The sequence below is a fragment of the Variovorax sp. J22G73 genome (genome assembly GCF_030317035.1).
In the GTDB taxonomy this organism is placed as follows: Bacteria; Pseudomonadota; Gammaproteobacteria; order Burkholderiales; family Burkholderiaceae_C; genus Variovorax.
In genome coordinates this window covers 321,743-347,624 of the sequence record NZ_JASZYK010000004.1, presented here as the reverse complement: position 1 = coordinate 347,624, position 25,882 = coordinate 321,743, and the positions used below count along the sequence as shown (strand labels likewise).

General features: G+C 69.0%; 25 protein-coding genes. 16 read left to right on the top strand and 9 right to left on the bottom strand.

Features of this window, described 5'->3' with window-relative positions; all coding sequences use genetic code 11:
* Nucleotides 1-2 precede the first annotated feature (2 nt).
* The 7 genes from QTI51_RS18125 (at nucleotide 3) to rtcA (ending at nucleotide 6,734) form a co-directional block, all read left to right on the top strand.
* Nucleotides 3-128 carry a hypothetical protein gene (locus tag QTI51_RS18125; RefSeq protein WP_286516044.1) on the top strand — a complete coding sequence of 42 codons (126 nt, stop codon included), beginning with the start codon at nucleotides 3-5 and terminating at the stop codon, nucleotides 126-128.
* Nucleotides 129-155: 27 nt separating this feature from the next.
* Entirely contained in the window at nucleotides 156-818 is a 663-nt protein-coding gene (locus QTI51_RS18120) for a zinc-ribbon domain-containing protein (RefSeq protein WP_286516046.1), read from the top strand.
* Between the two features lie 86 nt (nucleotides 819-904).
* On the top strand, nucleotides 905-1,516 hold the full coding sequence (locus QTI51_RS18115; protein ID WP_286516049.1) for a hypothetical protein: 612 nt from the start codon (nucleotides 905-907) through the stop codon (nucleotides 1,514-1,516).
* 29 nt (nucleotides 1,517-1,545) lie between these two features.
* Entirely contained in the window at nucleotides 1,546-2,532 is a 987-nt protein-coding gene (locus QTI51_RS18110; protein WP_165840317.1) for a ribonuclease Z, read from the top strand.
* Nucleotides 2,529-3,419, top strand: coding sequence for a nucleotidyltransferase domain-containing protein (locus QTI51_RS18105; RefSeq protein ID WP_116909385.1), 891 nt, complete (start codon nucleotides 2,529-2,531; stop codon nucleotides 3,417-3,419). Before QTI51_RS18110 ends, QTI51_RS18105 begins: the two co-directional genes overlap by 4 nt.
* Before the next feature lie 88 nt (nucleotides 3,420-3,507).
* On the top strand, nucleotides 3,508-5,628 hold the full coding sequence (locus QTI51_RS18100; RefSeq protein WP_116909384.1) for a TerD family protein: 2,121 nt from the start codon (nucleotides 3,508-3,510) through the stop codon (nucleotides 5,626-5,628).
* A gap of 50 nt (nucleotides 5,629-5,678) precedes the next feature.
* The gene (gene rtcA / locus QTI51_RS18095; protein WP_116909642.1) at nucleotides 5,679-6,734 is read left to right on the top strand and encodes an RNA 3'-terminal phosphate cyclase; all 1,056 of its coding nucleotides are present in this window, start codon (nucleotides 5,679-5,681) and stop codon (nucleotides 6,732-6,734) included.
* 30 nt (nucleotides 6,735-6,764) lie between these two features.
* Here the strand turns inward: rtcA and QTI51_RS18090 are convergent, their stop codons facing one another.
* The gene (locus QTI51_RS18090; protein ID WP_116909383.1) at nucleotides 6,765-7,214 is read right to left on the bottom strand and encodes a MarR family winged helix-turn-helix transcriptional regulator; all 450 of its coding nucleotides are present in this window, start codon (nucleotides 7,212-7,214) and stop codon (nucleotides 6,765-6,767) included.
* Between the two features lie 74 nt (nucleotides 7,215-7,288).
* Between QTI51_RS18090 and QTI51_RS18085 the strand changes: the two genes are divergently transcribed.
* The 6 genes from QTI51_RS18085 (at nucleotide 7,289) to QTI51_RS18060 (ending at nucleotide 13,522) form a co-directional block, all read left to right on the top strand.
* On the top strand, nucleotides 7,289-8,296 hold the full coding sequence (locus QTI51_RS18085; protein ID WP_116909382.1) for a Bug family tripartite tricarboxylate transporter substrate binding protein: 1,008 nt from the start codon (nucleotides 7,289-7,291) through the stop codon (nucleotides 8,294-8,296).
* A gap of 19 nt (nucleotides 8,297-8,315) precedes the next feature.
* Nucleotides 8,316-9,287 carry an amidohydrolase family protein gene (locus QTI51_RS18080; protein WP_116909381.1) on the top strand — a complete coding sequence of 324 codons (972 nt, stop codon included), beginning with the start codon at nucleotides 8,316-8,318 and terminating at the stop codon, nucleotides 9,285-9,287.
* A 1-nt stretch (nucleotide 9,288) separates the two neighbouring features.
* Nucleotides 9,289-10,512, top strand: a complete 1,224-nt coding sequence (locus tag QTI51_RS18075) for a 3-hydroxybenzoate 6-monooxygenase (RefSeq protein ID WP_116909380.1) — start codon at nucleotides 9,289-9,291, stop codon at nucleotides 10,510-10,512.
* A complete protein-coding gene (locus QTI51_RS18070) occupies nucleotides 10,461-11,930 on the top strand; it encodes an MFS transporter (protein ID WP_286516051.1) in 1,470 nt (489 codons plus the stop codon). The genes QTI51_RS18075 and QTI51_RS18070 overlap by 52 nt, the downstream gene beginning before the upstream one ends.
* Nucleotides 11,927-12,346, top strand: a complete 420-nt coding sequence (locus QTI51_RS18065) for a DoxX family protein (protein ID WP_116909378.1) — start codon at nucleotides 11,927-11,929, stop codon at nucleotides 12,344-12,346. Before QTI51_RS18070 ends, QTI51_RS18065 begins: the two co-directional genes overlap by 4 nt.
* A 114-nt stretch (nucleotides 12,347-12,460) precedes the next feature.
* Nucleotides 12,461-13,522 carry a maleylacetate reductase gene (locus QTI51_RS18060; protein ID WP_116909377.1) on the top strand — a complete coding sequence of 354 codons (1,062 nt, stop codon included), beginning with the start codon at nucleotides 12,461-12,463 and terminating at the stop codon, nucleotides 13,520-13,522.
* Nucleotides 13,523-13,556: 34 nt separating this feature from the next.
* On the opposite strand, the gene QTI51_RS18055 is transcribed toward QTI51_RS18060, so the two are convergent.
* From QTI51_RS18055 to QTI51_RS18045, 3 genes are all read right to left on the bottom strand, one after another.
* On the bottom strand, nucleotides 13,557-13,919 hold the full coding sequence (locus QTI51_RS18055) for an alpha/beta hydrolase (protein WP_116909376.1): 363 nt from the start codon (nucleotides 13,917-13,919) through the stop codon (nucleotides 13,557-13,559).
* Between the two features lie 227 nt (nucleotides 13,920-14,146).
* Nucleotides 14,147-14,533, bottom strand: coding sequence for a helicase SNF2 (locus QTI51_RS18050; RefSeq protein ID WP_116909375.1), 387 nt, complete (start codon nucleotides 14,531-14,533; stop codon nucleotides 14,147-14,149).
* 113 nt (nucleotides 14,534-14,646) lie between these two features.
* Complete coding sequence (locus tag QTI51_RS18045; RefSeq protein WP_116909374.1) at nucleotides 14,647-16,320, bottom strand: adenylate/guanylate cyclase domain-containing protein; 1,674 nt, start codon at nucleotides 16,318-16,320, stop codon at nucleotides 14,647-14,649.
* A gap of 29 nt (nucleotides 16,321-16,349) precedes the next feature.
* Here QTI51_RS18045 and QTI51_RS18040 point away from each other — a divergent pair, with 29 nt between their 5' ends.
* Nucleotides 16,350-17,129: a Crp/Fnr family transcriptional regulator gene (locus tag QTI51_RS18040; RefSeq protein ID WP_207786682.1), complete on the top strand. Its 780-nt coding sequence runs from the start codon at nucleotides 16,350-16,352 to the stop codon at nucleotides 17,127-17,129.
* 20 nt (nucleotides 17,130-17,149) lie between these two features.
* Here QTI51_RS18040 and QTI51_RS18035 read toward each other — a convergent pair whose 3' ends face one another.
* The 5 genes from QTI51_RS18035 to QTI51_RS18015 all read right to left on the bottom strand — a co-directional run bounded on the left by QTI51_RS18035 (nucleotide 17,150) and on the right by QTI51_RS18015 (nucleotide 24,045).
* Nucleotides 17,150-17,317, bottom strand: a complete 168-nt coding sequence (locus tag QTI51_RS18035) for a hypothetical protein (protein ID WP_286516052.1) — start codon at nucleotides 17,315-17,317, stop codon at nucleotides 17,150-17,152.
* A gap of 47 nt (nucleotides 17,318-17,364) precedes the next feature.
* A complete protein-coding gene (locus QTI51_RS18030) occupies nucleotides 17,365-18,312 on the bottom strand; it encodes a hypothetical protein (protein WP_286516053.1) in 948 nt (315 codons plus the stop codon).
* Between the two features lie 95 nt (nucleotides 18,313-18,407).
* Nucleotides 18,408-22,100 carry a metallophosphoesterase gene (locus tag QTI51_RS18025; RefSeq protein WP_116909371.1) on the bottom strand — a complete coding sequence of 1,231 codons (3,693 nt, stop codon included), beginning with the start codon at nucleotides 22,098-22,100 and terminating at the stop codon, nucleotides 18,408-18,410.
* 374 nt (nucleotides 22,101-22,474) lie between these two features.
* Entirely contained in the window at nucleotides 22,475-22,879 is a 405-nt protein-coding gene (locus tag QTI51_RS18020) for a DoxX family protein (protein WP_286516138.1), read from the bottom strand.
* A gap of 236 nt (nucleotides 22,880-23,115) precedes the next feature.
* Complete coding sequence (locus tag QTI51_RS18015; protein ID WP_116909369.1) at nucleotides 23,116-24,045, bottom strand: LysR family transcriptional regulator; 930 nt, start codon at nucleotides 24,043-24,045, stop codon at nucleotides 23,116-23,118.
* 210 nt (nucleotides 24,046-24,255) lie between these two features.
* Here QTI51_RS18015 and QTI51_RS18010 point away from each other — a divergent pair, with 210 nt between their 5' ends.
* The gene (locus tag QTI51_RS18010) at nucleotides 24,256-25,125 is read left to right on the top strand and encodes an intradiol ring-cleavage dioxygenase (RefSeq protein ID WP_116909368.1); all 870 of its coding nucleotides are present in this window, start codon (nucleotides 24,256-24,258) and stop codon (nucleotides 25,123-25,125) included.
* Between the two features lie 30 nt (nucleotides 25,126-25,155).
* Nucleotides 25,156-25,761: a nuclear transport factor 2 family protein gene (locus QTI51_RS18005; protein WP_116909367.1), complete on the top strand. Its 606-nt coding sequence runs from the start codon at nucleotides 25,156-25,158 to the stop codon at nucleotides 25,759-25,761.
* Nucleotides 25,762-25,882: the final 121 nt, after the last annotated feature.

The following is a 25,882-nucleotide window of genomic DNA, read 5'->3' as shown; positions in this document are numbered from 1 at the left end:
CCATGGGCGTGGACTACCGCGTCAAGGTCGCGTTGCCGTCGCGCGATGTCGCGCACGGCATCTGTCGCAAGGCCGGCCTGGGCGGTTATCTGAAGGTCGAGGCCGGGAGATCCGGCCCGCCTTCGTAGCGACGCAATACGGAGGTTCGAAGAAAAATGAAAAGCAACAAGCAACGACGCGCCGAGATCAAGGCGCACCGACGGGCACGCGCCGCGCGCGCCGATGCACGGCTGCGGGCACCCGACAGGCAACGCCACGTGTGCCCGCACCTGCTCGGCACCGAGCCTGCCGACCTGGACGTGCTGGGCCGCTACAACAACACCTGGGGGCCGCTGCCCGGGTTCTACGTCGCTCGCCCGTTCACCTGCCGCGACTGCGGTTCTGAAGAAGTCTGGACCGCGAAGCAGCAGAAGTGGTGGTACGAAGTCGTGCACGGGAGCATCGAGAGCAACGCGGTGCGCTGCCTCGCGTGCCGTCGCGCGCACCGGGCATCGCACGCCGCTTCGCGCCAGGGTGAAGGCGCCAACCGGCTGGGCGATGCGTCGGCACGCCTGCGCGTGCTGGCCTGCGCGGCACCGACGGCGGATGCGCGCGCCGAGGTGGCCGCCGCGCTCGAGAGCAAGTGGTGGAGCCTGCGCACGCTCGCCATCGCGGCGCTCGGCCGCTGGGGTGCCGATGAAGACATCGCGCGGCTGCGTGCGCTTGCCGATGCGCGCTGTTCGTCGTGGCGAAGCTGGGAGCGCGTGGGCGCCCATGCTGCGGCAAGTGCGCCGGCCGGGCGCTTGCGGTCGGCCGCCGATGAGGGGGGTGCGAAATGAGCATGCCTGCGTCGGGACTCTTGCCACTGGCACCACTTGCACCGCTGGCACCGCTGGATGAGGCCGCGGAGGCCGAGGCGCAAGCGTTGCGCGACACGCTGCGGCGCGTCGGCTCCGCCTTCGAGTTCGTCGTCTGCCGCGTGCCGGAAGGCGTCGATGAAGCAGGCGAGGCGCACCATCGCGCGGTGCTTCGCTTGCTGTGCGACGACATCGTTGCGCAGGTGGAAGACTACCGCCGCAAGACCATCGCGCGCGACTCTTCGCTCGCGGACGCTTTCGGATCCCGTTTGTCCTTCGATGTCGACGCCGCGCGCGCCACGCCGTTCGATGCGTCCGCGGTCATCGCCGCCGAGCGCTTCGCGCCGCTGCATCGCGTGTCGTACCAGCGCGATCCGGCGCAGGTTTCGTGGTTCGAGTGGCTCTGCCAGGCCTTCGGCGACCCGCCCTACACGCTGGACGTGGCCGACGAAGCCGAGCGGGCCTCGCTGTTCCCGCGCTTCTGCGCATGCACGGGCATGCTGCCGGGCGAAGGCATCGCCGTGCACGACTGGGTCGGCGACCCGGAGCGGGAACCCGGGCGCAGTGCGTGGAGTCCGTACTTCGACGACGGCAAGGAGTGGTGGGGCATCTGGTGCCTCACGGTGTGGAACCCGCGTCGCCGAACGCTGGCCGCGATGATGGCGAGCCAGACTGACTGAAAGAAAAAGGGGAGCAAAGAAAAATCATGATGTTGAAGTTCACGTTCCTGGGAACGTCTTCCGGCACGCCCACGCGCCACCGCAACGTCTCCGGCCTCGCCGTGCAGACGGTGCTGAATGCCGACTGGTTCCTGGTCGACTGCGGCGAAGGCACGCAGCATCGCCTGCTGCAAACGCCGCTGTCGCTGCACGACCTGGCCGCCATCTTCATCACCCATGTGCACGGCGACCATTGCTACGGCTTGCCAGGCCTGCTTGCGAGCGCGGGCATGGGCAAGCGCACGAAACCGTTGAAGCTGGTCGCGCCGCTGCCGGTGTGGCAGTGGTTCGAGGCCACGCGCGCGCTGACCGACCTGCACCTGCCGTACGAGGTGGAGTATGTGGACGTCGAAGACCAGGCGCTGGTGTACGAGGTGCCCGGCGTGCGCGTCGAGCGGCATGTGCTGAGCCACCGCGTGCCCAGCCACGCCTACCGCGTGCAGGTCGAAACCCGCCGCAGGCGCCTGAAGACCGACGCGCTCAAGGCCACCGGCCTACCGCCCGGCCCCGCGTGGCGCGCGCTGCAGCAAGGCGAAGACGTGCGCTTCGAAGGCGCCTTGCTGCGCAGCGCCGACTTCGCCGACACGCAGCTCGACACCGCGGTCGCTGTGCTGGGCGGCGACAACGCCGCGCCCGCGTTGCTGCACGGCGCCTGCCAGGGCGCGCAGTTGCTGGTGCACGAGGCCACCTACACGCAAGAGGCGCTCGACAAGGTCGGCGCGGGCCCGATGCACAGCTCCGCGCGGCTGGTGGCCGAAGCCGCGCAGGCCGCCGCCGTGCCCAACCTGGTGCTCACGCATTTCAGCGCGCGCCATCAGAACGACGAGGGCATGGCGGCGCTGCTGGCCGAGACGCGGGCGCACTACAGCGGCCATGCGTTCCTGGCCAACGACCTGGACGTGTTCGCGCTCGACAGCGCCGGCACGCTGACCGCCGCGCTTGCGCCGGAAAGAATGAAGAAGGGAGAAGACCGATGAGCCACACCAAGACAGAGCTCGAGAAGGAACTTGGGAAGGAATTGCTGCGCTCCGCCCACCCGATCGCGCCCGACATGCGCGCGCAGATCATGCAGGCGCTGCGCGACATCGAAGCGACGCACGACGTCACCGTGCTCTTCGCCTGCGAGTCCGGCAGCCGCGGCTGGGGCTTTGCGTCGCCCGACAGCGACTACGACGTGCGCTTCATCTACGTGAACCGCCTGCCGTGGTACCTCACGGTGCAGCCGCGCCGCGACGTGATCGAGGTGCCGATCAGCGGCGACCTCGACATCAACGGCTGGGACCTGCGCAAGGCGCTGGGCCTGATGCGCGAGTCGAACCCGACGCTGCTCGAGTGGCTGCGCTCGCCCATCGTGTACCGCGACGACGCGGTGGCGATGCCGCGCTTTCGCGCGTTGTCGGAGGCGGTGTTCTCCAACGCGCGCGGCTGGCACCACTACACCTCGATGGCGAAGAAGAACTTTCGCGAGCACCTGCAGGCCGACGAGGTGCGCTACAAGAAATACCTGTACGTGCTGCGCCCGCTGCTGGCCGCGCGCTGGATCCGCGCGCAGCCCGGCGTGCCGCCGATGCGCTTCGCCGACCTGGCGCAGGGCACGCTGGACCCCGCGCGCGACGCCGCGCTGATCGACGAGATCAACGCGCTGCTCGAGGTGAAGATGCGCGCCGGCGAAGCCGCGACCAGCCCGCGCTGGCCCGGCATCCACGCGTTCATCGAGCGCGAGCTGGCGGCCAACGCGGCCGAGCCGGTGACGCCGCTGCCGTCGTCCGACGGAGCGGGGCTGGATGCGTTCCTGTGCGAGACGGTGTTGCGCTTCGATGAAGGCGCCGCGGGTGTTGCTCGCACCCGCACGGAGGTTTTATGATGTTCGCGAGCGGCTATGTGGGTCCTTCCTTCTCATACACCTGGAAACTAGGGTCTGCGCTTTCCGCTCCTTTTTTTGGGCGCGCACGATGAACGAATCGATTTATCTGCGTCGCCGCTGGCGCGTGCTGGCCGAACCCGGCCAGGCCACGCTGCCTCCCGCCTACCTCGCCACGCTGTACAAGGAACTCGAAGCCCTGGGCTGCACGCTGTCGCCCGCGCTCGATGCCTGCCTGTGCACGTGGGAGCCCGAGGCCTTCGTGGGCTTCTACCGAACGCTGTTGAAGAACGTGCGCGCGCTGAAGGGCGCGCACCGCGAGTGGAAGCCGCTGTACCCGAACTTTCCGGAGCAGGTGGCCAGCGCGAGCGCGACCACGCTGTTGCTGAACGCGGTGCGCCACTACGCCAGCTTCGGCCGGCTGCGGCCCGATGCGGCGGCAATGCCGCGCGACGCGCTGCCCGAGGAAGAGAAGCTCGCGGCCCTGCGCGTGATCGACCTCGGCACGACGGACGACTTCCACGCCGTGTTCACGCAGCTGGCCGGCGCACGCAGTTCGCTGTCGGTGCAGGACAAGGAAGACCTCGCATGGTTCGTGCGCTTCTACCGCGGCAAGGTGCACGCGTGGATGCCGGAGCACTTCGTGTCGAAGGAGAACCTGGCCGTGCTCGGCGCCGCGCTGCTGAAGGTGGACGACCCGCAGGCGCAGGCTTTCCTGGAAGCGCATCTGCAGACCGCCACCGACGTGCTTCGGCTGGCCGTGGCATGGAGCGACGGCGATGTGTCGCTGGCCGAGCCGGCGAAGTTTGCGCGCATGAAGCGCCCGCTGCGCCGCTGGCTGCTGGCGTTGATGGAGCGCAGCGCCAGCGTGGCCGAAGACGTGGCGCGCCGGCCCGAGGTGTTCAAGCGCCTGGGCGAGGTGCTGCATCCGGGTGAGCATGCAAAGCGCTTTCCGGCGGCAGCGGCCGCGTTCGAGAACGTGCGCAACGGCGTGCGGCCGCAAGGCTTCAACCACCATGTCGAGCGGCAGCTGGAAGCGCGCGCCATCGACGACCTGCTGTCGCTGCTGCCGACGCGGCCCGGCGACTTCGCGCGCCGGCTGGACCACGTGTTGCGCCTGGCGCCGCAGCCGCGCGACGTGCTGGCGCGCTTCGGCGACGTGGCGGACAAGGCATCGACCGCGGTGCTGCTGCAGGCGATGGTGCACTTTGGTCACCGTGACCGACCCGACGACCGACCCGACGACCGACTGAGCGACCGCCAGGGCGAGCCCGCGCTGCGCAGCTTCTTCCCGAAGGGCGACACGGCGAAGGTCTTCGCGGTGAAGGACACGCGCCTGCCGCTGCCGCCCGGCGTCGCGCAGGAAGCCGCGGCCCTGTGCGAAGCGGCGTTGCTTCGGCGCTTTGCGCAACTGCCGCCGCTCGGGCGTTGCCACGTCGAGCCGGCGCTGCGCAACCACCTGGTGCCGTTCTCGCAGCGCTCGGCCTCGAAGGCGCTGCGCACGCTGGTGCGCGGCAGCCGCCTGCCGATGCCAAACGCGAACATCGTGCGCCTCTTTCTCTGGTGGAAGAACGGCCGCAGCCGGACCGACATCGACCTGTCGGCCGCGCTGTTCACCGCGCAGTACAAGTACATCGACGTGCTGGCGTACTACAACCTGAAGAGCTACGGCGGCGTGCACAGCGGTGACATCGTCGACGCGCCGAAGGGCGCGGCGGAGTTCATCGACCTCGACGTGGCGCTGCTGCGCGAGAAGGGCGTGCGCTATGTGGTGGGCTCGATCAGCAGCTTCACCTCGCAGGCCTTCTGCGACCTGCCCGAATGCTTCGCGGGGTGGATGGCGCGCCAGGCCGCGGGCTCGGGCGAGATCTTCAAGCCGGCGACGGTGATCGACCGCGTCGACGTGGCGGCCGACACCACGATCTGCCTGCCGGCCATCTTCGACCTGGAGGCGCGCGAAGTGATCTGGGCGGACATCGCGCTGAAGCAGTCGCCGCTGTGGAACAACGTGCAGTGCAACCTGGCGGGCGTGTCGCTGATGCTGCGCTCGCTGGTGGAGCTGGCCAAGCCCGACCTACACACGCTGTTCATGCTGCATGCGCGCGCACGGGGTCAGCTGGTGGAAACGGCGGGGGAGGCCGACACGGTGTTCGGCGTGCACCAGGGAGTCACGCCTTTCGATACGGACCGGATACGCGCCGACTTCATGTAACCGGCGCATCGTCAAGAAGACGACAAAAAGACAGCAAGAAGAAAAAGATGATGAAGCCAGAACAAGAAACGATCGAACTCGACGGCTCGCAAGGCGAGGGCGGCGGCCAGATATTGCGCACCAGCCTCGCGCTGTCGGTGGCCACGGGCCAGCCGCTGGCCATCGAGAAAATTCGCGCCGGGCGCGCCAAGCCCGGCCTCATGCGACAGCACCTGGCCTGCGTGAAGGCCGCAGCGGAAGTCAGCGGTGCGCAGGTCGACGGCGCCGAGCTCGGCTCGCAGTCGCTGCGCTTCACGCCGGGCCCAGTGCGTGCGGGCGAGTACCGCTTTGCGATTGCCAGCGCGGGCAGCTGCATGCTGGTGCTGCAGACCGTGCTGCCGCCGCTGCTGCTGGCGGGCGCGCAGAGCCGCGTGCACCTGAGCGGCGGGACGCACAACCCGATGGCGCCGCCCTTCCACTTCCTGGAGCGCGCTTTCGCTCCGCTGGTGCGCCGCCTGGGTGCGGACCTGCAGCTCACGCTGCGCCGCTGCGGTTTCTACCCGGCGGGCGGCGGCGAGGTCGAGGCGGTGATCGTGCCCGCCGCCGGCGCGCTGCAGCCCTTCGACCTGATGGCGCGCGGCGCGCACCGGTCGGGCTACGCGGAGTGCCTGGCGCCCGGCCTGCCGCGCCACGTGTCGACGCGCGAGCTCGACACGCTCGGCAATGCGATGGCTTGGTCTGGCGAGCAATTGCGCGTGGCCGCGGCGCGCCAGAACGAAGGCCCGGGCAATGCGCTGCTGGCCACGCTGGCCTACGAACACGTGACCGAGGTGTTCACCGCCTTCGGCGAAAAGTCGCTGAGCGCCGAGCAGGTGGCGCATGGGCTGGTGAAGGAAGTGCGCGAGTTCCAGAAGAGCGAGGCGGCCGTGGGCCCGCACCTGGCCGACCAGCTCGCGCTGCTGCTGGCGCTCGCCACCTGGCAGGCGAAGAAGGCGTGCGTGTTCACCTGCAGCGAAGTGACGGAACACACGCGCACCAACTGCGCGGTGATCGAGCGCTTTCTGCCGGTGCGCTTCGAGATCACCGAGGGCCGCCACGCTTGCACGGTGCGGGTCTCGCCACGCTGAGGCCGAGCCGCCCGCTTCCTGCGGGTGGGGTCAGGCGAGCGGCGTCGCGTTCGCGTACAGCCGCAGCAGCATCGCGCGCAAGGTCTTCACCTCGGCCGCGCTGAAGTCGGAGGTCGCCACGGCCTCGTAGTGCTGCGCGAGCGGAATCAGCTCCAGCGTCAGCGCCAGCCCGCGCTCGGTGAGCGCGATGCGCACCGCGCGCTTGTCGGTGTCGCACTTCTCGCGCGCCACCAGTTCATGCATGGCCAGCCGGTCGACGATGCGCGACAGCGCCGACAGGTCGGTCGAGGCGTGCGTGGCCAGCTCCGACAGCGTCTGCTTCGGCGTGTGCTGCAGCGACGCGCACACGCGCCACTCGCTCAGGGCCAGCCCGTAGGGCTTCAGCGCCTTCGCAAAGGCGTTGCCCATGCGCGCGCCGGCGCGGGCCAGAAGGAAGGGAATCGCCTTCTCGAGGTCGTGATCTTGGGGCAGGGTTTTCATCTAGACATGCTTGAACAATCAAGTATATAGTCCGCCGCAATTACTTGAATAATCAAGCAAATACGGAGACGAACATGAGCCTGAAGCCTTCCCGAAGAGGTGCCGTTGCATGGGCCCTGGCGCTGCCTTTCATCGCCGCGGCGCCGCTGGTGCAAGCGCAAGCGCAAGCGCAGGGCGCCGCAGCCAGGTGGCCCCAGCAGGCCGTGCGCTTCGTGGTGCCGTTCCCCGCGGGCTCCGCGCCCGACGTGCTCATCCGCCACGTGGGCGCCAAGCTCGGCGAGAAGTGGGGCCAGGGCGTGATCGTCGACAACAAGCCCGGCGGCAGCGGCGTGATCGGCATGAACGCGATCCTTGCGGCACCCACCGACGGCTACACCTTCGGCTTCGTGCAGGGCTCGGCGATCTCGGTGGCGCCCAGCACCATCAAGGGCGTGAGCTACGACTTCAACCGCGACTTCGTGCCGGTCACGCTCGCGGCGGTGGCGCCCTTCATGCTCGCGGTGCCCGCCAGCTCGCCCTACAAGACGCTGGCCGACTTCATCGCCGCGGCGCGCGCCAGGCCGCAGGGCATCGAGGTGGCCGACAACGGTCGCGGCACCGCGCCGCACCTGGCCTCGGCGCTGCTGGGCCTGCAGTCGGGCGCGCAGTTTCTCGAGGTGCACTACCCCGGCGGCGCGCAGGCCATGCAGGCCACGCTGGGCGGGCAGACGCAGATGATGGTCGAGACCTACAACGTGGTCGCCGGCAACGTGCAGGGCGGGCGCATGCGCGTGCTGGCCAGCATGGGCGACCGCGTGGAGGCCGGGCTGGAGTCGTTCCCGCTCGCGAGCAAGACGGTGCCCGGCGCGGTGGCGCACGGCTGGTTCGCGGTCATCGCGAAGAAGGGCGTCGACCCGCTGGTGCTCGCCCGGCTCAACAAGGACATGAACGAGGCGCTGCTGCTGCCCGACGTGGTCGCCAAGTCGCGCGAGCTCGGCACCTACCCGCGCCCGGGCACCCCCGAACAGCTGGCGCGCTACATCGCCGAGGACCGCAAGACCTGGCAGGACGTGCTGGACAAACTCAACATCAAACCCGAATGACCCAACCATGAACTCACCCATGAAGAACAAGATCGCGCTCGAAGAGCACTTCGCCATCGACCTGACCATTGCCGACTCGCAGGTCTACGCCCGCCCCGAGGTGTGGGCGACGCTGAAGGGCAACCTGCTCGACTTCGAGCAGCAGCGCCTGGAGAAGATGGACGAGTGGGGCACCGAGCTGTCGATCCTCTCGCTCAACTCTCCGGCGGTGCAGGGCATTCCCGATGCGAAGCGGGCCATCGAGGTGGCGCGGCGCGCCAACGACGTGCTGGCCGAGCAAATCGGCCGCCACCCCACACGTTTCGGCGGTTTTGCCGCGCTGCCGCTGCAAGACCCCGAGGCCGCCGCGCGCGAGCTGGAGCGCTGCGTGACGCAGCTGGGCTTCCACGGCTTCCTGGTCAACGGCTTCTCGCAGGTGGGCGACGCGCACACGGTGGTCTATTACGACGACCCGCGCTTCAACGACTTCTGGAGCGCCGCCGCGGCGCTGGAGAAGCCCTTCTACATGCACCCGCGCGACCCGCTGGCCAGCCGCGAGCCGATCTACGACGGCGCGCACTGGCTCACGGGGCCAACCTGGGCCTTCGCGATGGAAACGGCCATTCACGCGCTGCGCCTGATGTCCAGCGGCATGTTCGACCGCCATCCCGCGCTGCAGATGATCCTGGGCCACTTCGGCGAGGGCATTCCGTTCAACATCTGGCGGGTGGACCACATCCTGCGCAAGGGCCGCCGCGGCATGCCCTGCGACAGGGAAATCGGCGACTACCTGCGCAGCAACGTGCACATCACCACCAGCGGCAACTTCCGCACGCCCACGCTGCTGTCGACCATGCTCGAGGTGGGCGCCGACCGCATCATGTATTCGGTGGACTACCCGTTCGAGAAGCACGAGGACGCGGCGCGCTGGTTCGACAACTGCGAAATCAGCGAGAACGACCGCCAGAAGATCGGCCGCGGCAACGCGGTGAAGCTCTTCGGGCTGAAGTGACATGAGCGCCGTGAAAGACACCCGCCCCGTGCTCGTGGCCGGCGGCGGCATCGGCGGGCTCGCCGCCGCGCTGGCGCTGGTGCGCGAGGGCTACCGCGTGAAGGTGATCGAGCAGGCCGGGCAGATCGGCGAGATCGGCGCGGGCATCCAGCTGAGCCCCAACGCCTTCGCCGCCTGCGACGCGCTGGGCGTGGGCGAGCACCTGCGCGCCAAGGCCGTCTACACCGAGGAGATGGTGATGTTCGACGCCATCGACGCGAAGCGCGTGGCGAGCATTTCGCTGTCGAACGACTTCCGCGAGCGCTTCGGCAACCCCTACGCGGTGATCCACCGCGCCGACATCCACGGCGCGCTGCTCGAAGGCGTGCAGGCGACCATGAAGGCGACCGTCGACGGCATCGAGTTCCTCACCTCCACCAAGGTCGTGCACATCGAGCAGGACGAGCGCGGCGTGACGCTCATCGACGCGCAGGGCGGCCGCCACGAAGGCCAGGCCGTGATCGGCTGCGACGGCGTGCGCTCGGCGGTGCGACAGCAGTACGTGGGCGACGGCATTCGCGTGTCGGGCCACGTGGTGTTCCGCGCGGTGGTCGATACGGCGGAGTTCCCCGAGGCGCTGCGCTTCACCGCGCCGTGCATCTGGGTCGGCCCCAACTGCCACCTGGTGCACTACCCGCTGAAGGGCGGCGACAAGTTCAACATCGCCGTCACCTTCCACAGCGACCAGCCGGAGGAATGGGGCTCGATGGACGGCGACCCGGCCGAGGTGCAGCGCTACTTCGGCGCCACTTGCGAGCAGGTGCGGCAGCTGCTGCGCATTCCGAAGGCGTGGAAGCGCTATTCCACGGCCGACCGCGACCCCATCGAGCAATGGACCTTCGGCCGCGCCACGCTGCTGGGCGACGCGGCGCACCCGATGGTGCAGTACCTGGCGCAGGGCGCGTGCACGGCCTGCGAAGACGCGGTGACGCTGGGCCTCGCGCTGCGCCGCGAGCAGGGCGACTGGCCGCGCGCGCTCGCGCTGTACGAGCGCTCCCGCGTGGCGCGCACCGCGCGCGTGGTGCTGTCGGCGCGCGAGATGGGGCGCATCTACCACGCCAAGGGCGTGGAGCGCCTGGTGCGCAACAGCATGTGGAAGGGCCGGCCGCAAGAACGTTTCTACGACGCGCTCGAATGGCTCTACGGCTGGACGGCCGCCACCTGCCTGGACGAGGCGGCGGCGTGAAGATGCTTGCGCAATCACTCGAAGCCGGCGGCGGTGCAGCCGCGGCCATCGACGCTCCTGCCGCCGACATTCAGGCCGTCGACATTCCGGCGCTCATCGACAGCCACCCGGTCAGCTCGTTCCAGAAATGGATCCTCGTGCTGGTCGGCTGCGCGGTCGTCATGGACGGCTTCGACGTGCAGGCCATGGGCTTCGTCGCACCGGCCATCGTGAAGGCCTGGGGCATCGACAAGGCGTCGCTGGGCCCCGTGTTTGGCGCGGGCCTGCTCGGCATGCTGGTCGGCTCGCTGGTGCTGAGCACCTGGGCCGACCGCATCGGCCGGCGGCCGGTGCTGCTGGGCGCCACGGTGTTCTTCGCGCTGTGCATGCTGGCCACCACCTTCGCGCACACGCTCAACCAGCTGCTGGCGATGCGCTTCGTCACCGGCATCGGGCTGGGCGGCATCATGGCCAACGCCAGCGCGCTGGCCAGCGAGTACAGCCCGCAGCGCCGCCGCGTCACGTTGATGATGTGGGTGTCCTGCGGCTTCACCGGCGGCGCCGTGCTGGGCGGGCTGGTGTCGGCGGTGCTCATTCCGTGGGGCGGCTGGCAGGCGGTGTTCGTCTTCGGCGGGGTGGTGCCGCTGGTGATCGCCGCGCTCATGTGGCGCTACATGCCCGAGTCGATGCAGTTCCTGGTGCTGCGCGGGCGCAAGCTCGACCGCGTGCACGGCTGGCTCGCGCGCATCGCGCCCGGGCAGCGCATCGGCCCCGACACGCGCTACGTGGTGCACGAGGCGAAGCAGGACGGTGCCCCGGTGGTCGAGCTGTTCCGCGCCGGGCGCGGGCCGGCCACGCTGCTGCTGTGGGGCATCAACTTCATGAACCTGCTGAACCTGTTCTTCCTGGCCAACTGGCTGCCCACCATCGCGACCGGCGCCGGCTACAGCGGCGGCACGGCGGTGCTGGTGGGCACGCTGCTGCAGGTGGGCGGCGTGGTGGGCACGGTGGCGATGGGGCCGCTGATCGACCGCATCGGCTTCTACCGCGTGCTGGTGCCGATCTTCGCGGTGGCGGTGCTGGCCATCGCGGTCATCGGCCAGCCGGCGTTGCCGCTGGCGCTGCTGCTCGCGGTGGTCACGGTGAGCGGCTTCTGCGTGGTGGGCGCGCAGCCCGCGCTCATTGCGCTGGCCTCCAGCGTGTACCCGACCACGGTGCGCGCCACCGGCATGGGCTGGAGCCTGGGCATCGGCCGCGCGGGCTCCATCGTGGGGCCGGTGCTGGCGGGCTGGCTCATCGGGCTGCACTGGACGAACAGCGCGCTCTTCATCGCGGCGGCGGTGCCGGCGCTGCTGTCGTGCGTGATGGTGCTCTGCATGGGGCGACTGAAATTCACGGGCGCCACCGCGCGCCCGGCCAACTCTGGAGAAATGCAATGACGACGAACGAACAGAACAGCCGCTGGGTGCTGGCCGCCCGCGTGCTGATGGCCGTGATCTTCCTGGTGGCGGGCGTGCGCAAGCTCATGACCTATGGCGCCACGCTCGGCTATTTCGCCAAGCTCGGCATCCCGATGGCCGAGGTGGTGCTGCCGCTGACCATCGCGCTGGAAGTGGGCGGCGGCCTGCTGCTGGTGGCCGGCTGGCGCGTGCAGTGGGTGGCGGGCGCGCTGGCCGTGTTCACGCTGGCCACGGCCTTCACCGCGCACGCCTTCTGGGCCGCCGACGCGGCGCAGTTCGCGGGGCAGCTCAACAACTTCCTGAAGAACGTGGCGATGGTCGGCGGCTTCGTGCTGCTCATCGCGCAGGCCGGCAGTGGCGGGCGCGAGAGCAGTCCGGCGGGCGTGACCGGCTGAGCGCCAACCCAGCCGCCGGGCGGAAAACTCCTTTCCGCCCGAGGGGTTGAACGGCGCCCGGGCCGGGTGAACACTCGCGTGACCGCAAGATCGCGTCCGAAGAAAGCCAGCAGCATGTCCCTACAGCCCTTCATCTACAACAGCGTTGCCCAGCGGGTGGTGTTCGGTGCCGGTGCGCTGCAGCACCTGGCCCGCGAGATCGACGCGCTGGGCGCCCGCCGGGCGCTGGTGCTGTCCACGCCCGAGCAGCGGCCGCAGGCCGAGCGCGTCGCCGACATGCTGGGCGCGCACGCGGCCGGCGTGTTCGACCGCGCCGTGATGCACGTGCCCATCGAGACGGCGCGCGAAGCCCGAGAGGTGGCGCAGCGCCTGGGCGCCGACTGCGCGGTGGCCATCGGCGGCGGCTCGACCACCGGGCTGGGCAAGGCCATCGCGCTGGATTCGGGCTTGCCGATCCTGGCCATTCCGACCACCTACGCGGGCTCCGAGATGACGCCGATCTACGGCATCACCGAGGCCGGCATGAAGAAGACGGGCAAGGACTTCAAGGTGCTGCCGCGCACCGTCATCTACGACCCCGAACTGTCGCTCACGCTGCCCGTGGGCCTGAGCGTGACCAGCGGCATCAACGCCATCGCGCACGCGGCCGAAGGGCTGTACGCGGTCGATTCGAACCCGATCATGGACCTGATGGCGCAGGAAGGCATCGCCGCGCTGGGCCGCGCGCTGCCCGCCATCCGCGCCACGCCCAAGGACCTGGGCGCGCGCAGCGACGCGCTCTACGGGGCCTGGCTGTGCGGCACCGTGCTGGGCAACGTCGGCATGGCGCTGCACCACAAGCTGTGCCACACGCTGGGCGGCAGCTTCAACCTGCCGCATGCCGAGACGCACACCATCGTGCTGCCGCATGCACTGGCCTACAACGCCGAGGCGGCGCCGGGTGCGACGGCCCGCATTACGAAGGCCTTGGGCGGCAGCAGCGCCGCGCAGGCGGTGTACGACCTGGCGCGCGACAACGGCGCGCCGGTCGCGCTGCGCGACATCGGCATGAAGGAGTCGGACCTCGACCTGGCCTGCGCGCACGCGCTCAAGAACCAGTACCCGAACCCGCGCCCGCTGGAGCGCGATGCGATCCGCGCCTTGCTGCAGAACGCCTGGGAAGGCGCGCGGCCCTGAGCCGGCGAGGCTGCGGCAGGGGCCGCGCCGTGGCTCAGCGGCCGGCCTGGCGGGTGAACGACACCGCGGGCTTCTTGTAGGCGGCAGGCACTTCGTCGCGGTAGAACGCGCGGCGGTCCAGGCTTTGCAGCGGGTTGCTGGCGGCGGCCACGGCCTGCGCATGCACGCTGGCGCGGTCCAGCGTCGAATTCACGGCCACGGTGCCTTCGGCGGCGGCGTCCGAATAGGCATTGCCTTCGCGCGTGGCGGCCACGGCTTCGGCGTTCACGGCGGCGCGGCTCGCGGCCGAGGTGATGGCATGCACGCCGTCATAGGCTTCCGCGTGCGCGCCGGCGGCGCCCAGGAGGGCGAAGGCGGTGGTGAAGACGGAAGCGGCGATGCGTTGCTTGGAGTTCATGGTGAGCGTCTTTTGGGTTTCACTGTGTGGGCGGCGGACATCCGTCGTTGCCACGCGATGAAGTGTGAAACCGCGGCGCGATGGGCGCTGTGCGTTTGCGCACCGCTTTTCGTGTGCCGTCCGCTCCACGATCGCGCCCTGCCCCATGAAAAAGGCCGGCCCCCGCTTTCGCAAGGGCCGGCCTCGAGGCGAATGCTCGCCGGAGCGAGCCGTGCGCGGCGCGTCGCTTACAGCGGCAGCGCGTCGCCACGTGCGGCGGCGCGGGCCGCGGCACGCACCGTCGCGCGGTCGATGGTGCTGGCCACCATCGGGGCCGTGCCCGACGAGGCGCCTTCGGCGTACGGGTTGTCGCCGTGCGCGGCGGCCACGGCTTCGGCGCGAACCTCGGCGCGGCTGGCGGACGAGGCAACCACCGGGGCGGGGCCGGCGCTGGCGCCGTCGGCATAGGGGTTGTCGTTGTGCGCGGCGGCCACGGCTTCGGCGCGCACATCGGTGCGGCTGGCGGACGAGGTGATCGGGTGCACCCCGTCGTAGGTTTCGGCATGTGCCGCGCCCACGGCGCCCAGCAGGGCGAACGTGACGGCGGACAGAGCGAGGCGTTGCTTGGTGTTCATGATGCGAGTCCCTTCGACTGACGGTGTGGACGGCGGACATTCGTCGTTGCCACGCAGCCAGTGTGAAACCGCGGCGCCTGGGGCGCTGTGCGTTTGCGCACCGCTTTCGTCAACTACGCAAGAGAGCGCGCAGCAGGGTTCGCAGGCTGCGGATACAGCACCTGCAGCGGTTCGGAGCGGCCCCGCACGGCGAGCGTTTGCGCGTCGCCCATCGTGTGCGCGATGCCCGCCTGCTGCGCCGCGAACAGCGACACGACCAGGCGCGACGCGGCCATCTTCGAGTGGTCCTGCAGCCGGCTCGCGGTGTTCACCACTTCGCCGATGGCGGTGAAGGTGGTGGTTTCGAGGTAGCCCACTTCGCCCACCGCCGCGCGGCCCGCATGCAGGCCCATGCCGAACTCCAGCCGCTGGCCGAACTGCGCCTCGAAGCCTTCGCTCCATGCGTCCATGCGCTCGGCGATGAGCGCGGTCGCTTGCAGTGCCTGCCTGCAGGCCGTGGGCAGGTCGCACTCCAGCCCGAAGATGGCCATCACGCTGTCGCCGATGAACTGGTTGGGCACGCCGCCGCTCTCGCGCACGGCTCCGCCCACGGTGGCGAAGTAGCGGTCGAGCACATAGGCCAGGTCGAAGGGCCACTGCCGCTCCGACAGGCCCGACCAGCGCCGCAGGTCGACGAACAGGATCGCCACGTCGTGCTCGCGCCCGAAGTGGCCGACCGGCGCGGGCCGGCCTTCGTTGGGCCGCGGCGCGAACAGCGGCGTGACCTCGATGTCGCCGCGCGGGCGCAGCTGGCAGGCCAGGCGCACGTCGCTCGGGGCGCGCACGCGCTCCAGCGTGCGCTGCTCGTCGCGGCCCGGCTGGCCGATGTGTTCGGCGGGCCCTGCCACGCGCACGCGGCAGGTCGAGCAGCGCGCGCGCCCGCCGCAGATCGACACATGGTCGATGCCGTGCGAGCGGCTGGCCTCCAGCACGCTCCAGCCGCGCGGCACCTGCACCGCGCGGCCGGGGTAGCGCAGCGTGACCGACGGCTGGCGCGACAGCCGGGCGAACCCGTTGCGCCCCCAGCGCGCGGCCAGCAGCGCCAGCAGCGCCAGGCCGTAGCCCCACTTGATGTAGTTTTCAGCCGCGGCCAGCGCCTGGCCCTGTTCGGCGCTCGGCAGCACCACGGGCGGCACGCCGGTCCACTGGAACTCGCGCCCCATTGACACGAAGCCCATCGCCGCCGCCAGCGGCAGCACCACCGCCACGGCCAGCAGCAGGTGCGAGAAGCGGCGGTAGGCCGGCTGCACCCGCAGCGCGAAGTGCAGGCCCAGGCAGCCGTGCGCCCAGGCCGCCAGCATCATGCCCAGCTGCGCGGCGGCGCCTTGCCAGTCCCACAGGCCCCAGACCACGCGCACGTAGGAGCCCTCGATGCCGTAGGCCAGGTAGGCGCCGCGCATCGCGGTGAGGTGGGTGGCCAGCAGCAGCGGCAGCGCGAAGCCCAACAGCACGCGCACACCTTCCAGCGGCGGCATGCGCAGGGTGCGGCGCTCCCACAGCGCCAGCACCGCCAGCGCCAGGTGCGTGGCTGCGGCGCCGTACAGCAGGGCGGTGCCGACCCCGCTGTGCCAGAACTTCTGCACGCCGCGCAGCACCGTTTCGGCCGCGGCGAACGAATAGATGCCCAGCGCGTGGTTCAGCAGGTGCGCCGTCACATAGGCCATCAGCACCAGCCCGCTCACCCAGCGGAGATTGCGCCGCGTGGGCGGTCTCAGCGAAAAAGGGGTGGGGGGGGAACGTCTGTCCATGAACGGGTTCGAAACGGCACCCGAGCATAATGCGCGCGCCCTTACCGACCCCTGGCATGGCCAAACCTGAAACCTCCCCCTCCACCTCCCCCGGCGTTGCCCCGCGGTCCAGCCTCGCGCTGCGCCACGTCGCGCTGCTCGAAGGTTTGTCGGACCAGCGCCTGGACCTGCTGGCCCAGCAGTGCCTGTGGCACAGCGTGGAGGCCGGCAAGCCGCTGTTGCTGCGCGCCGAGCAGCAGGGCGAGGTGTTCCTGCTGGTCTCGGGCCGGGTGCGGGTGACGACCTATTCGGCTAACGGCCGGCAGGTGACCTTCCGCGATTCGGAGGCGGGCGAGCACTTCGGTGACATTGCCGCCATCGACGGCGGCCCGCGCTCCGCCGACGTGGTCACGCTGGCGCCCAGCGTGGTCGCCAGCCTGGACCGCGCCGCCTTCATGGCCCTGCTGCGCGACGAGCCGCTGGTAGCCGAGCGGGTGATGCAGCGGCTGGCGTCGCTGGTGCGGCAGCTGTCAGAGCGCGTGATCGACTTGAGCACCCTGGGCGTGCAGAACCGGCTGCACGCCGAGCTGCTGCGCCTGGCGCGTGCGGCGGGCCCCCACGAGGGCGACGCCAACCAGGCCCGGCTCGACCCGGCGCCCAAGCACGCGGCGCTGGCCAGCCAGATCAGCACCAACCGCGAGCAGGTGACCCGCGAGCTCAACGTGCTGGTGCGCAGCGGGGTGCTGCGCAAGGACGACAAGGCGTTGCTGGTGGCCGATGTGGGGCGGTTGGAACTGATGGTGTCGCAGGTGCGGGGCGACGGCGGCTGAGTAGCTTCCTGGGGCTGCGCTCAGTCGGGCTTGATGTTCGAGCCTTCGAGCTTGACCTGTCCTTTGGCGAAGGGTTGCAGCTTGCTTTGCTCGACCTGTGTCCGGGTCAGGTCCACGGAACGGGCGATGCTGTTGCCGGTCAGTTCGAGCTTGGCGATGCGGCTGTGGGAGAGGTCGAGGCTGTCCATTTCGCATTCCTTCAACTGCAGGACCGTCGTGTTGACGTGATGCATGTTCAGCCGGGAATCTTGCTCCTGGCAACGAGGATGCTTTCGTTGACTCTGGCGCGTACGTTGTTCAAGTCGTCGCCCGTGCCTCCCGCAATCGTGACCGGCTCGGTCGAGAGGCCGCCACCGAAGACGACGTTGTCGATCTCGATGGTCCGGATGCCGCCCGCGTAGGCGTCGAAGACGTTGTTGCCGTTGCCGACGATCCGGCTGCTGCGCACGCTCAGGCTGTCGGCACTTGCCACGTAGGCGTTGATGTAGCCGGCCTTGACGCGCTCTATGAGTACACCGCCAGCGACGGCTGCGTTGGTCAAATCAAGGGTGTCCGCCACGGTGTCGCGGATCGTCAGGGATTGAAGGTCTGACGCCACCAGGTCGAACCTGCCGCGCAGCTTGCTCCCCGTGATGGTGACGACAGCTGGCGTGCCGGAGTTTCTCTTGTCGGTGGCGCAGTCGACATCTTCGAATTCGCATTTGTCGATGCTGAGCTTGGCGTGACCCCGCAGGTTGAACCACCTGGCCTTGCACCGGACAAATTCGCTTTCGCCGTAGCTGCCGACCGCACCCCAGCTGTTGGGAGCGCTGCCGGGGCCTTCGAACCGACAGTCTTCGAACACTGTGTTCCTGCTTCCTTTTTCGGCAAACATCACCGGCTTGCCATTCCAGCGGCAGCGCAGGAACCGGACCTTGTGGGTCACGCCGAAGCTCAATACACCTGAGAAGCTGCAGTCCTCGAACAGGACATCGTCCATCGTGCGGGGACCTATGTCGTAGCGGCCCACGAACTCGCAGTTCTTGAAGACGATGTTGCGCCACGCCATGCCGTCGAAACGCTCTGCGCTGAACTCGGCACCGTCGATCGTCAGAAGGGCTTCGCCCGTTTGCTGTATTCGAAACTCCGGGTCCTTCAGGTAGGTGAAAGATGGGCCGAAGTTGCGGATATGTGTTTTTTTCATCAGTGCGAATCCAGTGAGTGCGCCGACTGCCACGGCGCCTAGCGTCAACAAGCCCGAACGGCCCAGCAGTCGCCTGCTCAATCCCGCGGGCCTATTCATGAATCGCCATCTCTTTTGATTGCGTCTTCGGCCTCGATGTAGCCTTTGTCACGGTAGTGCTTCGCCAGGAACTTCCAATCGGGCACCTGGCCGTGCTCGCCGTCCCTGCGCTGCATGAAGTCATGGGTGTTGGCTCCGGCCTGCGAGGTGCCGATGTCCAGCGGGAAGATCCAAGGATCGTTCTTCCACTTCATGTCGGCGCTCCAGTCGGGAACGTTCTTTCCCTTCTCCGGTCCCTCGGCGTGCCTGCCCGTCGTAGGTTTCTTGAGGACGATTTCACAGAAGGCTTGTGCGACCCGCTGTGTCGTGACGGGCGCAATGCCCCGCGCGCCGACAGGCAGGCGCCCTGCAACCGTGACCATCGCACTTGCCAGTTTCTGGAGCTCGCCGCTTGAAAAAACCAGCGTGCCACCACCTGCTTCCACGGTGAATCGAGGCGTAAGGCAATGCCAGGTGCGTACAGGGTCTCCGACAGTGTTCTTACCCCCTTCGAATACCCAGATCTTCACCGCCCGGATGCAGTCCAGCTTCCTCACTTGCTCGCTCAGCCGCAGCGTCACCGCCGCAGGTCTCCCCTTGGCGCCGAAGCCCGCTCGAGGCTCCCATGCAAACCCCACGGGCATCTCGCCCGAGGAGAGGATGTACAGGTAGTCGAGCGCCACGCACAGCCGGGGCTTCTCGTTGTAAGGCGTGCCGCTGGCGCGTCCGGTGCGCAGCGTCTTGACCTGCTCGATGCTGCGGCCGGTGCAGTCGAGGCGGCTGCCCGCTGGCGGGCGCAGGGTGTGGCCGTTGAGCTCGCCCGCCAGGTTCTGTACGCCGATGGGGCCGCCGCAGGAACTCACGACGAACTGGGTGCCGCTGTCGGCGGCCGCAACGCTTTTTTCCTTGTACATGCCGGGGTCGCGGCGGCCTGTGACGGTGATGGTGGGCGCGCCGGCGCCGGTGCGTCCGTGCCTGACGGTGTAGAGGGCGCTGCGATGGCTGTGGCCGCTCAGGTGCCAATCCACGCGCGTCGGCTGGCCGGGGATGCTGGCGCAATGCTCGAAGTACCACCGCAGGTTGCGCTCGCAGGTGCCGAAGTTCGCGTCGTTGAAGCCGGCCGAAGTCAACGCACCGGCCGCGGAAAAGCCGTCCGCGGTGAAGATGCTGCGCGGGGCGTCGCTGGGCACGAAGCTCAACTCTTCCTGGAAGGCGGCCTTGCTGTAGTTGACCATGGTGAAGTGGCTTGCCACCACCAGCGGGCCGTTGCCTTTGCGCTTCAGCGCCAGGGCTTGCCGCAACACGGCTTGCTGTGCTTCGTCGATGCTCGCGCTGGCGCGGGGCAGGATCATGAAGCTGTGGCGGTCCGTGCCTGCGGCGACCGTGCCCTGGAGGTTCATGAAGTTTTCCGTTTCACCCCATGCCAGGCCGACCAGCACCTGCCGGGGCCGCTCGAGCGCCTGGCCCTGGCCGGGCAACGCGATGCAGAAGTCCGACAGGGGCGTGAAGAGCACGCCGAACCAGTCGAAGTTGGCGGTCGTGAAGTTCAGGCTGGTCCAGGTTTCTCCGTAGGTCGGTCCGTAGGCGAGCGTGGCTTCCAGCACGGTCATGTTGTGGTCGGCGGGAATGCCCGGGTTGGCCTGGGCGCCCAGGAACTTGCTGGCGCCGTTCACGTCCTGCCTGTGCGTGGCGAGCTGTTGCTCCAAGGCGTTCAGCAGGTCCTTGTTGGACCGCAGCGCGGCTTGTGCGTCGACGCGGTTTTTTCGTACGACCAGATGCGCCGACGCGGCCTGCCCCTTCACCGCGGCTTGCGCGCTGACCACGCCGGCGCGCACACCCAGGTCCATCGCAAGGATGCCGGCGTCGTCGGCCGTGCCCGCCAGCTTCAGGCCGAAGCTGGCAAGGGCATGTTCGAGGCCGATGGCACCGTGGCCCAGGGCGCCGACGACGTCCGTGTAGCTGCCCCAAAGTTCGCCGATGGCGGCGTTGGTGACTTGGGCGACCTTCTGCCTGGCGCTGTCGAGCGTGCGTTGGTAGAGCGGCCACGCGCGTGCGACAGGGGCCGGTCCAGAAGGAAGCGCCACCGCCTGCGCAACGGCCTTGGGTTGTGCCGCCTTGACCTGGCGCAAGTAGTCGTTGAGCGCTGCGTTGGCCCTGCCTGCCGTGGTATCGCTGTCGGCCTGCAGCCGGGTCAGCGCGGCCTGCGTCTGTTGGCGCGAAGCCGCCAGCGCCTGGGCGGCATCGGCCCCGGTGCTCTGGGCAGCTGCGATGGCGGCGTCTCCGATTTCGTCGATCCTGCGGTCCAGCGCGTCCATCGACTTGATGAAGTCGCTCAACACCTTTTCCGTCTGGCGCAGGGTGTTGCGCAGGATTTCCATCGCCCCGAGTGTTCCGCCCCAGGCGCCGACGCGCGGGTAGACGCCGTAGGCCACGTCGTAGGCCTCGTGGTTGCCGGTCGTCATGAAGACAGGCAGCTTGAGTTCGGTGTACGCGTAACGCACCAGGCTGAAGGCGAGCATGTCGTCCTGCCCGCGCGGATACAGGTCGGGATCCTTGGCGTTGTCGAGCTTGTTCAGCACGTTGAAGCGCTTCCATTGCTCGCCGATGTGAGCATCGGGCACTTGGCGCGGATCGACGTTGCGGTTGAAGTCGATCAGGTCTCCGGTCAGCAGCAAGGCGGTGTCGGGCTTTCGGCTGGCGCCTATCTTGTCGAACAGAGCCTTCAGCGCATTGAACGCGTCGCAGACCAGCCTGCCCACGGCGGGCCGGGCGTCTGCGATGAACTGCGGGTCTTCGATCAGATGAGCCGGCGACTTGGCCAGCGCCCTGTGGCGCACGTTGATGTGCACGTCGCTCAGGTGCCCGAGCTTCAACGGCGCGTGACCCGCCAGGCGGATCACAGGGTGCCATGCCGCAAGGCGCGCACCGGTCTCCACGTAGAGCGATTCCGCGGACCTGCCTGTCCTGGCCACGTCGTACTCGAGCAGCGCCGCTTCCTTGCCGCGACGTGCGACGCCGGGCGCGTTGCTCGCCTGGTGGCGGCCCGCGCCTTGCCGGACCTGCTGCGACAGGAAGGCTTCGACCAGCAGGTCCTGCGCGTGGACCGTTTCAGCCTGGCACAGCGAAGGAAAGTCCTGCTTCTGCGCCTTGGTGGGCCTCACCATCCAGGCAAAGCTCTTGAAAGTGTTCGCGTCGGGCGCGGTCGCCAGCTTCGCGATGTCGAGCTCGACCTCGTAGACATTGCCGCCGGTGAAGCCCGCGGCGGCGTAAGCCCTGACGGCCTGCGGACTCAGGGTGGCGAACACCTCGCCTTGGTGGTTGTGGAGGAGGGCGCCTGCCTCGAACCTGGCGACTTGCCAGACCTGGATGGCGGTCCTGGCGATGGTGCAGTCCTTGCCGTCTCCGGTGAGCTCCCCCACGTCGATGTGGGCGCCGGGCTTGGGACCTTTCATGCCGACAAGGCGAAGGTGGCGCGCCACGATGGCCGACGCCTCCTTGTCCATCGGCACGGCGCGCGAACGTTTGTCCGGCGCCTTCCTGGCCGCCTGGGTGTCGACGGACCCAAGCGAAGCGGCAGCGATGAAGAGGCTGCATTTCATTTGCTCCGGCCCGAGCAACAGGGGCGTGCCCAGGCTGGGATAGAGGATCAGCGCCAGCCGTGGCGCCGGCTCGCTGCAGTCGCAGACGCTGGCCGTGGGACCGTCAGCCATGGCCCACCTCCCACGCAGCCGTTGGCGCCTCGCTGGATTTCAGGCCTGAAGCAGATCCTGCCGGGCGCGACCCATGCTTGTTCATTGTGTTTTCCTCCCCGTCGATCGAGTGCTGCCACCTCTTCGGGTTCGCAGCGGCCGTCGCCCCAAGTCAGTGAAGACTTGCACCTGTGACAAGGCCCAGGCGACGAAGGATTGTGAGGGGACCTGCGCGCATCGGTGCAGGCAGTTCTTCACGGAGGTTCGAGGATTCGAAGGCGTGAAGAACAAAAAAACGAAAAGACGAAAACAAGAATGCCCGCTCGGTGGCGGGCATTCAGCGCAGAGGCGAAAGGTCCGGGCGGGTCGGCCGCCCGGAGAGCCGCGCGTTCAGGTCAGTTGAATTTGCCTCGCGCGCCACCCACGCTGAAGCGCCCCGCCCCCAGCAGCACCACCGCCAGCGCGCCGAACAGGTACAGGCCCTGCAGCTCCAGCGCCCAGCCGCCTTGCTTGCCCAGGGCGAACAGGTCGGCCATGTGCACCAGGCCGAAGGCCACCAGCATGTTGATGACCACCACCGCGGCGGCGCCGCGCGTGAACACGCCGGCAATCATCAGCAGCGGCGCCACGATCTCGCCCACGTACACCAGGTAGGCCAGCCCGCCCGGCAGCCCGGCCTTGGCCAGCATGCCGCCGATGAAGCCGACGCCGGCCGACAGCTTGAAGATGCCGTGCAGCAGCACCAGCAGGCCGACCGCCACGCGCAGCACGAGCTTGCCGGCGTCGTCGCCGTTCGCGATGGCGGCGGGGGAAAGGGAAGCCAGCGACGGCGCGATCGGCGCACGCTGGGTGTTGGCGTTGGCGGCAGCAGCCTGGGTGTTCATGGCAGATCCTTGGAGGAAAACATGGGAGGGTCCGCCACGGGATGCGGCGGTTGCGCCTCCAGTGTGCGCAGCCGCCGGAATGCAGGATGTGCGTTTACGCACATCTTTGGCCGCAAAGCCCGCCCGGAGCCGCCCCTAGCCGGCTCCATCGCTCAATGCGCGCCGAAATGCCCCGTCCACTTGCGTTCGTAGTCCATCTTCTGGAAATGCGCGGCCATGAAGTCGATGAAGCTGCGCACCTTGGCCGACAGGTGCTTGCGGCTCGGGTAGGCCAGGTTGATGGCCAGGTGGGGCAGGTCCCAGTCGTCCAGCGTGGGCACCAGCCGCCCAGCCACGATGTCCTCATAAACGATGTAGGTCGGCTGCACCAGGATGCCCATGCCGTCGAGCGCCGCGGCGCGCAGCACCTGGCCGTCGTTCGACTCCAGCAGCCCCGTGACCGACACCGTGCGGGTCTCGCCGCCGCGGCTGAAGCGCAGCTCGTTCGGGTTGTTGGCGTGGGTGTAGATCAGCAGCTTGTGCCGTGCGAGCTCGTCCAGCGTCTTCGGAAAGCCGTGCTGCGCGAAGTAGCGCGGCGAGGCCGCCAGGATGCGCCGCGTCTCGCCCAGCCGGCGAATGGTCACGTTGGAGTCGGGCTCGTACTCGCGCGTGCGGATCGCCACGTCGATGTTGTTGTCGATCAGGTCGAAGTAGCGGTTGGCCGCCTCCACGTGCACCGTCACGCCCGGGTAGCGCTGGGTGTACTCGCGCAGCAGCGGCGCGATGTGGTGGATCGAGAAAGACAGCGAGGCCGTCACGCGCAGCACGCCGGTGGGGTTCAGCGCGGTGGCGTTCACGGTCGATTCCGCGTCCGACAGGTCGGCCAGGATGGTGCGGGCGCGGCCGCAGAACTCGCGCCCGGTGTCGGTCAGGTACAGCCGCCGGGTGTTGCGCTCGACCAGCCGCGCGCCCAGCCGGGCCTCGAGCGCGCTCAGGTGGCGGCTGGCCGCGGCGTTCGACAGGCCCAGCGCCTCGGCCGCGCGGCTCAGGCTGCCGGCGTCGGCGATCTGCACGAGCAGGGCGATCTCGGTCCAGCGGTCCATGGGAAATGTCTCCGGGTGCTTGTAGGGCTTGGCGCCTCGGCTTCTTCGCCTGGTGGCCTTGGCTTTTGTGGCGCCGGGGGATTTTGGCGCAGCGGCGGGGTCGACCGTTCCGCTGGGCGGAAAAATCATTTGCGCCCCCGGTGCTTTCAGGGGAACGGGCCGCGACCTACAGTGCGCGCTACCCACCGAGATTCCATTGGAGACACCACGATGCGCAACCTGAATCAGGACAACATCACGCAGGCCGTGCTCGCGCGCTTCGCCGACACGCCCGACCCGCGCCTGCACGAGATCATGACCAGCCTGGTGCAGCACCTGCACGCGTTCGCGCGCGAGGTGAAGCTCACCGAGGCCGAGTGGTTCCAGGGCATCCAGTACCTCACGGCCACGGGCCAGAAGTGCGACGACAAGCGCCAGGAGTTCATCCTGCTGTCGGACGTGCTGGGCCTGTCGATGCTGACCATTGCCATGAACAACGACAAGCCTGCCGGCTGCACCGAGGCCACGGTGTTCGGCCCCTTCTATTTCGAGGGCGCCCCCGAGTACGAGCAGGGCGCCGACGTGGCCAACGGCGCCGCGGGCGCCCCCTGCGACGTGCGCGCCACGGTGCGCGGCCTGGGCGGCGAGCCGGTGCCCGGCGCGGTGGTCGACGTGTGGCAGGCCGACGAGGGCGGCCACTACGACGTGCAGCACGAAGGGCTGGACCACTCCGAGAACCGCGGCCGCCTGCGCACCGCGCCCGACGGCTCGCTGCACTTTCGCAGCGTGCTGGCCGAGGCGTACCCCATTCCGGTCGACGGCCCCGTGGGCGACCTGCTGCGCGCGACCAGGCGCCACCCGTGGCGGCCCGCGCACCTGCATTTCAAGATCGAGGCGCCGGGCTACGAGCCGCTCATCACGCACGTGTTCCGCGAGGGCGACCAGTGGCTGGACTCCGACGCGGTGTTCGCGGTGCGCCAGTCGCTGGTGGCGCCGTGGACGCAGCAGGCCAATGGGCGCTGGCTGCTCGACTTCGACTTCGTGCTGAACCCCCTGAGCCCGCTTGACCCGCTGAAGCAGCCGGCAGCGCAACCCGCCTGACCCGAAGAGAACAGCAAGGAGACCACGCCCATGACCGACACCCTGCAGCAGGAGCTGCTGATCCGCCAGATGATCGAGCGCTGGGCCGTGTGGCGCGACGCCGGCGACTGGGAGCGCTTCGCCACCGTGTGGCACCCCGATGGCGTGATGATGGCCACCTGGTTCCAGGGCCCGTACACCGAGTTCATCCGCGTCACGCAAGAGGGCTGGGCCAAGGGCGTGAGCATCCTGCACTTCCTGGGCGGCTCGGCCATCGAGGTGGCGGGCGAGCGCGCCATCGCGCAGACCAAGATGACCATTTCGCAGCGCGGCATGGTCGAGGGCGTGCTGTGCGACGTGGTGTGCACCGGCCGCTTCTACGACTTCGTTGAAAAGCACGGCGGCGAGTGGAAGCTGCTGCACCGCCAGCCGATCTACGAGAAGGACCGCATCGACCCGGTGGACCCGGCCGCCACCGTGCGGCTCGACGCCGACGTGCTGGCCGGCCTGCCCGAGGGCTACCGCCACCTCACCTACATCCAGCAGCGCATCGGCTACACGGTGAAGCTCGACATGCCGATGCTCAAGGGCCCGGCGGTGGAGGCTCTGTACCGGCGCGGCGCGAGCTGGCTGGCCGGCGGCGCGCTTGAGCGCTGACGCATATCAAGCGCAACACACACGCCACGTCTTGTGTCCGATGGGCTCCAGCAGGGCCCGCCCCATCCTGCTACGCTCGCCAAGCCCGCCGCCCCGGTGGGCTTTTTTTTGCGTTGCGTTC